Source organism: Microcystis sp. LE19-10.1B, from assembly GCF_027530565.1.
In the GTDB taxonomy this organism is placed as follows: domain Bacteria; phylum Cyanobacteriota; class Cyanobacteriia; order Cyanobacteriales; family Microcystaceae; genus Microcystis; species Microcystis aeruginosa.
Genome location: NZ_JAPZQM010000360.1, coordinates 1 through 12,132, shown reverse-complemented (window position 1 = coordinate 12,132; position 12,132 = coordinate 1). Strand labels below are relative to the sequence as shown.

Annotated in this window: 10 protein-coding genes and 2 pseudogenes; 4 read left to right on the top strand and 8 right to left on the bottom strand. The window is 39.2% G+C overall.

Annotated elements, in window-relative coordinates; genetic code table 11:
• The 8 genes and pseudogenes from O9332_RS12855 to O9332_RS12820 all read right to left on the bottom strand — a co-directional run.
• Window positions 1-127, bottom strand: a pseudogene (locus tag O9332_RS12855) (transcriptional regulator); the annotation flags it as partial.
• Complete coding sequence (locus O9332_RS12850; protein WP_288025881.1) at window positions 93-398, bottom strand: type II toxin-antitoxin system HigB family toxin; 306 nt, start codon at window positions 396-398, stop codon at window positions 93-95. The pseudogene O9332_RS12855 and the gene O9332_RS12850, both read right to left, overlap by 35 nt.
• A 444-nt stretch (window positions 399-842) precedes the next feature.
• Window positions 843-3,707 carry a HEAT repeat domain-containing protein gene (locus tag O9332_RS12845; RefSeq protein ID WP_002758077.1) on the bottom strand — a complete coding sequence of 955 codons (2,865 nt, stop codon included), beginning with the start codon at window positions 3,705-3,707 and terminating at the stop codon, window positions 843-845.
• A gap of 202 nt (window positions 3,708-3,909) precedes the next feature.
• Entirely contained in the window at window positions 3,910-5,856 is a 1,947-nt protein-coding gene (locus O9332_RS12840; protein ID WP_002758082.1) for a pentapeptide repeat-containing protein, read from the bottom strand.
• Window positions 5,857-5,861: 5 nt separating this feature from the next.
• On the bottom strand, window positions 5,862-6,146 hold the full coding sequence (locus tag O9332_RS12835) for a DUF2103 domain-containing protein (protein ID WP_002758083.1): 285 nt from the start codon (window positions 6,144-6,146) through the stop codon (window positions 5,862-5,864).
• Window positions 6,147-6,148: 2 nt separating this feature from the next.
• The gene (gene clpS, locus O9332_RS12830) at window positions 6,149-6,442 is read right to left on the bottom strand and encodes an ATP-dependent Clp protease adapter ClpS (protein WP_002758084.1); all 294 of its coding nucleotides are present in this window, start codon (window positions 6,440-6,442) and stop codon (window positions 6,149-6,151) included.
• A 55-nt stretch (window positions 6,443-6,497) separates the two neighbouring features.
• The gene (locus O9332_RS12825) at window positions 6,498-7,631 is read right to left on the bottom strand and encodes a glycosyltransferase family 4 protein (protein WP_002758085.1); all 1,134 of its coding nucleotides are present in this window, start codon (window positions 7,629-7,631) and stop codon (window positions 6,498-6,500) included.
• A 97-nt stretch (window positions 7,632-7,728) separates the two neighbouring features.
• On the bottom strand, window positions 7,729-8,391 hold the full coding sequence (locus tag O9332_RS12820; protein ID WP_002758086.1) for a 4'-phosphopantetheinyl transferase family protein: 663 nt from the start codon (window positions 8,389-8,391) through the stop codon (window positions 7,729-7,731).
• Window positions 8,392-8,501: 110 nt separating this feature from the next.
• Here O9332_RS12820 and O9332_RS12815 point away from each other — a divergent pair, with 110 nt between their 5' ends.
• The 4 genes and pseudogenes from O9332_RS12815 to O9332_RS12800 all read left to right on the top strand — a co-directional run.
• Window positions 8,502-9,443: a serine hydrolase gene (locus O9332_RS12815; protein WP_002758088.1), complete on the top strand. Its 942-nt coding sequence runs from the start codon at window positions 8,502-8,504 to the stop codon at window positions 9,441-9,443.
• Between the two features lie 246 nt (window positions 9,444-9,689).
• Window positions 9,690-11,039 (top strand): AAA family ATPase, encoded by a 1,350-nt coding sequence (locus tag O9332_RS12810; RefSeq protein WP_002758096.1) that lies wholly within the window; start codon window positions 9,690-9,692, stop codon window positions 11,037-11,039.
• Entirely contained in the window at window positions 11,040-11,732 is a 693-nt protein-coding gene (locus O9332_RS12805) for a hypothetical protein (protein ID WP_002758098.1), read from the top strand.
• Window positions 11,733-12,010: 278 nt separating this feature from the next.
• A pseudogene (locus O9332_RS12800) lies at window positions 12,011-12,132 on the top strand (Uma2 family endonuclease); the annotation flags it as partial.

Sequence of the window (12,132 nt, the reverse complement as noted above, 5' to 3'; positions counted from 1 at the left end):
ATAAGGCCTCAGCTAGGTTAATAGCCTGTTCGTTTTCTGCATCGTTTTCTATTACTTTTGGTAGATACTCGGCTAGTAACCTTCCGTAGGTATCACGGTTTAAAGTAAGGGTCATTTTTCCACTCATCTTTGTCATACTCCGCGTGAGTCAAAATGTACTTGATGTAAATTATTTGATCTTTGTAAACGATATCTACAATTAGACGATAGCGATTACCTTTGATATTAAAGACCGTGAAATTACCAACAGCTTCCGCTTGAGAATACACAGCTTGAACTTCAGCTAGGTTTTTCCACTCTGCTTTACTAGCAATTTTATACCAAGTATTAATGGCATTGGCAGCATCGGCGTGTTTTCCGGAAAATCGCCGCAGTTTTTTACGGCTGATGATGTGCATATTCTTATTGATTTAGAATAGCTCTTGTATTCTAGTTTATCATGGCCTGATTTGCGCCACCAACCCGAAAACCACCGCCACAAGAGACGCAACCATCATTTTAACTCCTCCCAGTTTGTCGCTGTTGGGAGAAGATAGTCAGCAAGTTACCTACATCCTCAGCCAGAGCGCTCGCGTATTTCGGATGCGCGAAACCATCCCCAAACTATACGGACGGGAGGAATACTTAGCAAAGGCAAAGGAATATGTGCGTGAGGTGGGGGAGGATGCTTGGGAACAGCTGCAACAGGCTCAGGGGGTCGAGCTTTCGTGATAAAAAATCAACCTTTTCCTTACGCATAGTTGTAGTTAATTCTGGTTCAAAATTTACTGTTTGCAAGCCACTACAAGTAGTCGTGAAAAAGTCAGTTATCTCGATTAACACCAAGATTATTAATCGGGCTGTCAATTTGAAAGTGACTTACCATTAACTTGGTTGAGTTTTTCGACTACAAATTGTGGGAGGTGAACTTTTTCCGCTCTAGCCTCACAACAATCCCTTACTGCTATCACAAAAGCTTTAGGTACGCTATCAAGTTGTTCGAGAAACTTTTGCCACTCTTCTTGTTTTTGATCTTTTGCATAAAGATCAACTAAATGCCAAGCTGCTAGATATTCTGCCAGAGGTTCAAGAATGAAATGAATTTTATCCTTAGAAGTTTGGTTCGTTTGAATGAGGTGTAGCTTTTCTTCTAAATATTCTAGTCGTTCTTCAGCATCATTACCTCCCAAAGTAACCAGTGCCTCCGAACGCATAATTTCTGAGGGTTGATAGCTATTCTTCAGGCAAGCCCAAGCTAGAGACTTGGCATCTTGATCGACAATGCGATCACCTGATCTGTTTTCTTCTTTAATTTCTCGGTTGAGTTCATCGAGGTATTTGAGCATTAATTCTGGAATATTATTCGGCAAAGTTAATTCTTGCGCCACTTTGACTTTCTTTTCAATTAACTGTTCGGCATATAATTTTACGAACATAGGTGTAATCCTTTTTTGACCGACAATTTCGGATAACTTAGCACAATCTTTATATAACTCCTTGTCAGTAAAGAGTTGCCGCACCCCTTTCTTAACTAAATAGGTTTCTAAAAAAGTAGAAATTTGACTTCCTGTAAGTTGACAAGGTTGGATCGTCAAAACACTACCCAAGGATTCTTCTTGCCGGGAGGTGACCACTAAAGTATGAACTGGAAAATCTGGCTGTCCAGGACGAATTAATTTGCGTGTAGTTTCACTCATTTCTGACAAATGATCTACAATGACCAATATTCGCTGCTTCATCAGCAGATGTTTAAGGAGTTCTGGAGAAACACTTTCTTCTGTAATTGCTGCTTCTAGTTGACCTCGAATAGCGGCTAAAAAAGGTTTTTCCCCTCCCGAATTATCAATCTCTATATTTTCTTCAATCAGCACCGGTAACATCCGATGTTTACAGAGACGCTCTTCTTTATTATCTGACATTGCCCATTGAGCAATTTGATAGGCTATACTGGTTTTTCCAACTCCACTTTCTCCCCAGATAAGCAGATGTCTTGGGAAAGATTCTTTTAAATCTTGACTGGTGAGTTGTTCAATCGTTGTCAGATTATCACCAGAATCAGTCTGGACAGGAAGGGGGACATAAATTGTATGATGCTGGACGGTAGGTTTATGAAGGAAGTCTTGTTTCACTTCTTTAAAGTATCTTTCTACCCATCGATCTAAAACTCTTGGATGATATTTTAAAAGTGGGAAGAAACTCAGAATTGATGCAATTGCCTTCGCTACAGGGTGAGCTTCAAAAGCAGGTTTCCAGATTTGTTCATCAATCTTAAGTAACCAGAGAGGAGAGAGCCAAAAAACTAGCAGATTGGTGAGAAATAAGCTACCAAAAATTTTAATATAAGGATGAGTAATAATACTTATCAGCCACTGTTGAGATACCTTATTTTGTCGTTCTTTAAGAAAATCTAGTCTTCGAGCAAGAATATCTTGTTGTTGCACGAATTTTTCTTTTTTTTCTTTGTCTTGCCATTCTGATTGATAAGCTGATTCCATTGCTTTTTTAGCATTCTCTAAATCCGTGATCGCTTGAGATAATCCGTCTGTCTCTTTCTGACGCTGATATTGATCCTGTAAGGAAGTTGCAATATTACTCAATCCAACAGATGAACTCACTCGCAAATCTTCATTTTTATCTTCTAGAAACTTGATTAATTCTTGTCGGCTACTAGAGGTATAGGGATCGATTTTACTTAAAGCTTCAACAGCATTATTTCGCACTGTCTGATCGGAGTCAGTTTGCAGCAATTTAATTAACACTTTTACAGCTTCTTCATCTCTCTTGCCAATACTATGAATTGCTTGAACTGCCACTTGACGAGCTGTATCATTGGGTTCATTTTTTACAATATCAATTAATTCAGGTAATGCTTTTTCAGCTTTATTACCCATTTTAATCAAAAGAGCGAAAGTTTGGGTTCGCAAAGTATAATTTTTGTCCTTCAAGAGAGGAATTAAGTTGTCTATGTCAATAACTTTTATATTGGATTTTGCATCTAATGTTTCTATAACTTTCTTGCGAACAAACCAAGCTGAATCATTCTTGACAGATGTATTCAGGGCAGTTTTAACACTTGTGTCTGTTGAGGTAATTCCTGCTAATACTTCAGCAGCACCTTGACGGACAAATCCATTGGGATCTGTTTCGAGCAGTTTAATAAGTTGAGGAACAGCTTTTTGTGATTCTTCTTTGTTTATTATACTTCCTAATGCTCCTGCTGCTGCTCTTTTTACATCGCTATCCTGATCATCTAGAGCTTTAATAAGATAGTCAACAGTTCCATTAGCATTAATTTTTCTGACAGCTTCGATCGCACTGCGGCGCACTTGCGGGTTTTCATCCTCGAAAGCAATCAATAGGTAGGGTTTAGCAGGTTCAGCTTCTGTGCCAACACCACCTAGTACGTCAGCAGATTGACTGCGTAATTCTGGGGGCAGCCGTTTATCATTGAGGACATTAATTAAAGCACACATGACATCTTCTTGCTTTAATTCTGGATACAGAAATTCCCCCCACTGCTTAATTGTCTCTAATTGGTCATTTTTTACCTCTTGATTGACAGGCTTTTTCTGATTTAGCCTGATTTTCAGTTTCTCTTCAATCAAAAACTTGACCTCTTCACTGTTGCAATTGAGTGCTAACCCTTTTTGGCTCAATGTTAGAGGGGATAAAAGACTCAACAGGGTGACAGCCATTACTTTCCAGACTTGAAGTCGAATCGGTTTCATATCGCTATCCTCCCTTGTTGAACCAGTTGAGAGAGATAATATCACCCCCCTCATTGAATTTTACCTCCCTTCCCGCAAATCTTCTCAAGTACAGCCACACCCTCCAAACACCCGCATCTTCTAGTTAATAAGCTTGGTATTGACGACCGGCGACCGGCTACCCAAAACGAAAAGATAACTGCTGTATTTAAATTTTTACAGTTTATTTTAAATAAATCAAGAGATTTAACCCCGGAATCGTGCGCGAGAGAGTCCAGATAAGGAGAGTGATATAAAAGATGCCGATACCCCATTGATACCAAACTAAAAAAGAAATGATAGCGGGTAATTCTCGATCGCGAACTCGCCAATCATTAAAGCCTAATTTTAGCAAATTATTGAGACTTAAATCGTAATAATTTAACCAATTCCAACGCTTTTGCCAAGAAATAGGAGTATAACGATCGCGAAAGAGGGGAAATTCGGGAACCACGGGTAAACGGGTGATTAATAAGCGTAATTGTCGCATACTACCATCTTGCAGAAAATAGGAACTATCCATTAAATCGTGATAGCGTCCCCGACGATAAAGTTCGATAACTAAAATTAAGGGTAAGGGGACAAGAATTAGGGCAATAGCTGTTAAAGTTAGGAGAGGACGACTGGCAGATTGCAGGATATTAAACACACCTGAAAGGGTGAGAATAATATAGCTAGTCACCATACAAAAGATTTCATAACGACTAGGAATTACTGGTTTAGGAGTGAGACGACGCACGCGATCAATTAACCAAAATAAACAGCCAAAATAGGCAAAAATTATGATTCCTGTACCGAAAACTAAACTAAAATTTGTACCATCTTGACTTAAGAGTAATAGTAAAGCAAGGAAAGAAGTATGCAGAAAATCAGCTAACCAAGTGAGGTTAATTAGGCGAATAATTGAGATATTATTTAGCTTTTGTTTTAACTGTTGAACTCGCAATTTTTCGGTTTTGTATTCAATTTGATTAGCATCGGCAATTTGTTCTAGGGAGCGAAAATTACGAACTAAATTTCTTAAAACTGTTTCATTTCCTGCTAGGGTTGGTAAATAAATTACTTGACCAATTACTCCTCTATCTCCTAGTATTTTCGCTTTATCGGAATCAAAAGCTAATCCTGATACACTCAAATAACTATTTTTAGTAAAAGTGGAATTACTAAAATCTACCTGATCTAAAAGTTTCACATCTTGAAAACTAACCACACTATTAAAATAACTAGACCGGAAAGCGCCTGATTTTTCAAAAGTTGCATTTCTAAAGGTTAATAAGCTTAAAAATCTACTCTTAGAAAATAGCGGACGATCTCGCCATTGACTTTGGGAAAAATTGGCTTCTTTTTCCCAGAAAGTACGGGTAAAATATGCGGGTTTATCGTATTTAGTTTGATCAAAATAAGCTTCGGCAGTAAAATGACTGCCATGGAAGTTAGTAATACTTTTAAAATGTGCGATGCGAAAGATAGCTTTATTTAAAAATTGACTTTGACTAAAATTTACATCTCCCATAAAAGTGGCTTTGCTAAATTTCGCCACCCTAGCAAACCGCGATTCTAACCAATTACTTTCACGACTAAATTTTGCTGCCATTGCTTCGACAATTTGCAGAAAAAAAGTCTTAGAAAAGTCCACTTCTCCCATAAATACGGTTCCCTGCAACTTCACCGGTCCACGAAATACTGTGACATTAAAAACCGGTTCATCGCTATCGAATAAAAAATTTTCGTCCTGTTGTAATAACTGTTCTTCCGTGGGTGATAATAAAGTAGCGAGAGCTACTTTTGTTAAAGGAGTCGGTAAACCCAGACGGGAAGCGATAAAATTGCCTTGAATTAAGGAATTACTAAAATCTAAACCTAGGGGTTGTTTAGCGCGATTAATTTGACCTTGAATCTGTTGATAAAATTGTTCTTGTAGTTCTTTATTTTCATCGCGGATATCGATAACTAAATTGGCTAAATCGATGGTAGTCATCCCTTCTTTAAGGACGGGTGCGCTTAAACGTTCCTGCAATAAAGTTACTGTTAAGGGAACTCTATCCACTACTGCCAAACTAGGGAGAGAATGTAAACAGAAAAACAGAAAAAAAATAATTAGTAACCAGCAGCCTTTCAACAACGCACCCACGACAGTTATTTTCCTAAACAAGCTTGGATAGCCATTTCTAAATCCTCTTGGTTTAAATCGGTGATAACAAAGACTTCCTGCACACTTTTTCCTGTCCTCGCAATCACCTTAAAACCACCACGAATTGGTACTGATATCCGCAATTGTAACCGCGGACAATGACCTTTTGAGCGAGAAAGTACCCCCGGGGTGACAGTGGTGATTCCTTGATAGGTAATTAACTTTTCTAATACCGCAATCAACCCCGGAATATGAGTAGAATGATTCCAAACTAAACGACCATTATTCATAATTATGCGGCCTCTAGAGGAGCCATAGTTAATCCTTCCCGTCGCAATTGTTGGTGATAAAGTTCCGCTTGTTCTTGGGGACCTGTCCAGACAATTGCTTGTCCTTGGTAGTGAACTTGATTAGTTAATTCCCAAGCTCGATCGGTAGTCATATCCGGGATATATTTAATTAAACAATTGGCCACATGATCGAAGGTGTTAAAGTCATCGTTGAGAACAATAACTTTATAGTTGGGATAAGTCTTTTTGACCCCTTGGGTGGACTTATCTAAGGTGGTACTGGGTGCGCTGGCCATAGAAGTTACAATAGGTTAAGGTTTTTGCAATTAAATTCGAGCATTTTGACAACAATTAAGCGGCAAAAGCCACAGAATTATTATTCAAAACCCGGTGATAGTAATTTAATAATTGTTTGGTGGCCGCTTGCCATGCCCATTTTTCCGCTTCTAGGCGCGCATTTCGTCGTAATTCCTCTCTTTCTGCCTTGGCGGTTAGTAATCTTTGGGTGGCACTAATTAAACCCTTTTCATCCCTAGGATCGAAGAGATGACCATTAACTCCATCGGTGACAATATCGGGAATTCCCCCCGAATTTGCCGCCACCACTGGACAACCGGCAGCCATAGATTCTAAGAGTACCAAACCGAGGGTTTCTGTGCGTGAGGGAAAAAGAAAAGCATCTGCGGAAGCAAAAGCGGAGGCTAATTCTAACCCCTGTAAATAACCGACAAAATGGGTATTTGTGTCGGCAAAATGACTTGTTAAAGCTTCCCGATGGGGACCATCTCCCACAATGGCAAATCTTGCTTCGGGAATCGCTTCTAAGACTGGTTTAATGCGATCAATTTCTTTTTCGGCCGACACTCGACCAACGTATAATAAGAGAGGACTATCGGGGTTATTTTGGGATAATTTCAGTCTCATGGCCGGGGATTTTAAATGAGGTTGAAATAATTCCGTATCGACTCCCCTTTGCCAAAGCTCTACCTTTTCAATGCCACGACTAGATAATTCTTGCACCATAGCAGTGGAAGTGCAGAGATTTAAACTTGCTTGATTGTGGGCCAGTTTTAATAATTCCCAGAGTAATCCTTCTAGGGAACCTAATCCATAGTGTTGTAGGTATTGGGGGAGATGGGTATGATAGGAAGCGACGAGGGGAATGTTCATAGTTTTGGCAAAATAAATGCCTCCCACCCCTAAAACAGCCGGGTTAACCACATGAATAATATCAGGTTTAAACCTCTCTAAAGCTTGACCGACGGAAGGCCGGGGGAAAGCCATTTTTAATTCCGGATATAGGGGTAAGGGAATCCCTGTAACTCCATGAATTTTAGCACCTTTGTACTCCTTTAAACCGCCATCGGGAGAGAAAACTAATACCTGATGACCTAATCTTTGTAGGTGTTCCACGGTATGTTTAAGACGGGTGACAATGCCATCGATTTTCGGTAAGAAAGTTTCTGTAAAAAGAGCAATTCGCATAGAGAAAACAAGGTTAAGTAATAATTAAGGACAAGCTTTTCTTGAGATAGCTAGGAATAATTACTGAATTTCTCAAGGCAATTAACTCCCCAATTAATCATAGATCAGAAAGGCCAAAGGTTTTAATCACTCGATCGCTACCTTCGATAACCACCGTCGCTCGATAATTATCGCCGATTGCCGCTGTCCATAATTGCCATTCCCCCGCCACATTGTCTAATTTTAAGGGATTGAGGCCCACTTCCACTCGATCGAGTCCTCCGCTAATTCCCGTTCCCAGTGCCTTTAAATAAGCCTCTTTTGCCGTCCATAACTGAAAAAATAGCTTTTCCTTCTCTGCGGACTTTTCAACAAGCTCGTGTTCCCTAGCACAAAAAAACCTTTTTGTCAAGCTATCTAAATCTTTCACCTCGCGCATTTTCTCTAAATCTACCCCGATGCGAGCGGTTAAAGTCAAGCCACAGATGGCCATATCTTCGGAATGGGAGAGATTAAACTGCAATTGGTAGTTAATACTCGGTTTTCCCCGTTCGCTGTAGATAAACTCGATTTTTTCGGGACTTATCGCCAAATATGACCCTAAAATCTCCCGTAAACAACCCCTCGCCACCAAAAAACGCCGCTTGTGTTGGGGAAAATGGTAACGATTAGCTCTAATTATTTCATCTTCCGAGAGCAAAGAAGCCAGTTTTTCTAGTCTATCCCCAGAGGGATCGAGACTGATAAAATAGAGATGAACCTCATCGGTAGATATAAACATTAAACTCAGAAGCGATCAAATAATTAATTATCGGTAAATTTTACCGTAAAATGAGAATTGCCGACTCAAGAATTTATCCACCTTCTAACTCTTGACTTTGCAGCACACCTATGAACTTTTTTCATACTGAAGACCACCTCCAACAGTTCGGTACAGATATTTTAGAAACAACTTGGCGAGAATTTCCCCAATTAGCTCAAGAACAAATTGCCCTAACTTGGATAGTATATGATCCTCCCGTTATCGTCAACACGGGGGGAGCAATTTCTCACGAAGAATTCTGGAAATATTCCCCCCGCGGATTTAGCTATCGCGGACAAGAAAGAACCTATCCCGCTAGTTTAGTGAAATTATTTTATCTAGTAGCAATTCATGAGTGGTTAGAAGGGGGAATGATTCCCGAAAACACCGAATTAAATCGCGCCATTCGTGACATGATTGTTGACTCTGGTAATGATGCTACCAGTTTAGTTGTAGATCTGGTGACGGGAACCACTAGCGGTCCAGAAATTGCCGCCGGTCCCTTTGAAACTTGGAAGCAACAACGCAACATAGTTAATCGTTATTTTCAATCCCTAAATTGGCCAGAATTAGCGACAATTAACGTTAATCAAAAAACTTGGTCTGATGGTCCCTATGGACGTGAACGCGCTTTTTTAGGGGAATTAATGGAGAATCGCAATATGTTAACTAGCAATGCAGTGGCGCGTTTAATTCATACTATTGTCGGGGGGATTGCTGTTTCTTCCCAACGTTCCCAAATGATGATGTCTTTACTAAAACGAAGTCTTAATCCTGCTGATTGGACAAGTCAAGGAGATGATACACAAATCTTAGGATTTCTGGGACAAGGATTACCAGAAAATAGTCAAATTTGGTCAAAAGCTGGTTGGACAAGTCAAGTGCGTCACGATGCAGCCTATATTGAAATTCCCCATCATACACCCTATCTCTTGGTGGTATTTACCGAGGGAAAAGATAACAGTCAAAATCGCTCAATTTTACCTTTTATTTCCCAGAAAGTAGCCGAGAAAATTATGCAGCTCCATTAATTTAACCTGTGGGTAGGATGGTTTTCTCTGTCATTGCCAAAAGTGCTAGATAAACATCCTACTGCAATAAATCCGTAAATTTACCGATGTGCATCTCAATATACAGCTTTTCTGGGATAGATGGGGTTCGTTCTTGCAGCTGAAATACTTGATTAAGTAAGGATTTAGTCTGTGCTTCACCTTGACGGGAAAGGCCGTCATCATTTAAACTAACAATAAGTTGTTCTTAAGTATTTCCTCAAATGTGTGACTTTCAACCCTCACCATTGTCATAACGAAAGGGAAGTGGAGAGTAAATTAATTGTCCAGTATTTACTCCCCAAACTAGGCTACAATGCCGAACATTGGTATCAACAAGTTAGCTTCGGTAAAGTACGCTTAGATTTCCTTGTTTCCGCTCAAAAACCTATCAATAAAAGGCAGTTTTTATCCTCTCACTGTCTAATTGTCGAGGCTAAAAACCCCAGAGAAAAGCTCACCAATCATCGTCACCGTTTAGGTTATTATCTCAACTACTTTAAAGTGCAGTGGGGATTATTAACCAATGGTGATGAGATTCAACTTTATCGAAGAAAACCCGATAAAATTTATTTAGTTTTTAGATGTTCTGGGTTAGAAATTGCCTCTCACTTAGAACAGTTAAAATCTCTGATTGGCTACGAAACTTTATCCCTGGGTATTCCACCGCTTAATTCTCCAACAATCAACAACAAAAATCCCATGAAAACCATCGCAATTTATCATCATAAAGGTGGTGTTGGTAAAACCACCGTCGCTACCAATCTAGCGGCAGCCTTGAGTAAAAAAGGCAAGCGAGTTTTATTAATTGATATTGATGCTCAAGCTAATAGTACCTTTGCCGTTGGTTTAATTAAGTTTCAATTCGATGATGACGATGATTTAAAAGATAAAAATGTCTTTCATTTGCTCAATGATGGAGAGATAACTTTTGTGCCAACTGTTGTCAGAAAATCTCAGGGATTTAATCATCCAGAAATTGATGTAATTCCCGCTCATATTAGCTTAATTGAAAAACAAACTACCCTAACCAGATACGGAACCTCTAACACAAGATTATCTAAAAAATTAGATAAAGTTAGAGATGATTATGACTTTGTTATTATTGACACACCGCCATCCTTAGATTTTTATGCTCAAGCTGGTTTAATTGCTTCCGACTATCTGATTATTCCATCAGATCTTAAACCATTTTCTAATCAAGGTTTAAATAGTGTAAAAAGTTTTATCAAGGAAGCAATTAACGAAAGTCGTGAAAATTTAGGTAAAGAACCCCTAAAAATTTTAGGCGTTTTACCTTCCAAAATTTCCACCCATGCTCAATACTTAAGATTTAATTTTCCCAGACAAAAACAAGTGATTCCAGACAAATATGGTTTACCTTTGATGGAATCGACTATCTCGGAAAGAATGCCTTTATCTCGCTGTATAAATCAATACGTTACTGTGGGAGATTTAGAAATTCCTGCTCCCCAATCTATAATGGATTATGCCGAAAATCAAGGCGATGCGGGAGTATCAGCAGCAGAATTTGAAGCCTTAGCAATCGAAGTTTTAGCTAAAATAGGAGTTAAATAAATGTGGGATTTTTTACTAATTGATTTACAGGACGTGGTAGCTACTAAAGAGCGTTCTTATTTTCCAGAAACAGATTTACACAACTTAGCTAATCTTATTGTAGCAATGAAGGGCTTAATGCGTCCTGTCATTCTCAAAAAAATTGGCTTTGAACGCTTCCAGATTATTGAGGGAAATTTAGAGTATTATGCCTGTTTAATTGCTAAAGAAAAAGAACGCAGCCTAGAAACTATTAACGCTTTTGTGGTTGATAAAGAAGCGGAGAATATCGCTTTACAGCAAATGAAGTTATTATCTCCTTCTCCTGGGTTAATTACCACGCCCGAAAAAACAGATAATCCTCTAGAATTGAGGGTGAATAATCTTGAAAAACGATTAGAAACCCAGTTACAAGCAATCCGAGAGGAGTACCAAAAAGAAATCAAAAGACTGGAAGAAAAAATTATTATTTCTCCTCCTCCTTCTGCTTCTCCTCCTCCTTCTCCTCCTTCTAAATCGATTTTAGAGCTTTTGAATAGCTGTGATGCTAATCAACTTAAAAAAGCGGGAATTCCACCTGCATCTGTTAATGATTTTCTGAAAAAACGTTCAGAAAAGCCCTTTGATTCTGTAGAAGATATACAGCGAGGAGTGACAGGAATTGGGCAAGTAAGGTTGGCTAAACTTATCGATTATTTGCTGACTTACAATTAATTTTTGTGGGTGTGTTGAGATGCTTTAACACACCCTACCGATGGGTGTTATAATAATGGAAGATCAGTAAAAAAGCCTGATCCGATAGCGGGCAAAGATTAACTAAGTAGGTAGGTGTTAAAAATTGTCAGACACCCCCCTTATCAAGGGGGGCAGGGGGGATCCCCCCGCCTATCGGCACCCCCCTTAATAAGGGGGGCAGGGGGGATCAAGGGCAAAATCTATCTTCTATTTAATTAGAAACACTTACCTAGAAGACGGGTGAAAAGAGAAAACTTATGACAACTACCCCAGTAATAGCTGCTTCTTTAACAATTCCTCCCCTAGAAAACGGCGATAAATTAACTCGATGGGAATTTGAACGACGTTATCAAGGGATGCCCCATCTCAAAAAAGCGGA

What these genes read in the sequence shown, in the direction of transcription:
- O9332_RS12850 (WP_288025881.1), bottom strand. Translation starts at nt 398, where the DNA reads ATGCACATCATCAGCCGTAAAAAACTGCGGCGATTTTCCGGAAAACAC.
- O9332_RS12845 (WP_002758077.1), bottom strand. Translation starts at nt 3,707, where the DNA reads ATGAAACCGATTCGACTTCAAGTCTGGAAAGTAATGGCTGTCACCCTG.
- O9332_RS12835 (WP_002758083.1), bottom strand. Translation starts at nt 6,146, where the DNA reads ATGAATAATGGTCGTTTAGTTTGGAATCATTCTACTCATATTCCGGGG.
- clpS (WP_002758084.1), bottom strand. Translation starts at nt 6,442, where the DNA reads ATGGCCAGCGCACCCAGTACCACCTTAGATAAGTCCACCCAAGGGGTC.
- O9332_RS12825 (WP_002758085.1), bottom strand. Translation starts at nt 7,631, where the DNA reads ATGCGAATTGCTCTTTTTACAGAAACTTTCTTACCGAAAATCGATGGC.
- O9332_RS12820 (WP_002758086.1), bottom strand. Translation starts at nt 8,391, where the DNA reads ATGTTTATATCTACCGATGAGGTTCATCTCTATTTTATCAGTCTCGAT.
- O9332_RS12815 (WP_002758088.1), top strand. Translation starts at nt 8,502, where the DNA reads ATGAACTTTTTTCATACTGAAGACCACCTCCAACAGTTCGGTACAGAT.
- O9332_RS12805 (WP_002758098.1), top strand. Translation starts at nt 11,040, where the DNA reads ATGTGGGATTTTTTACTAATTGATTTACAGGACGTGGTAGCTACTAAA.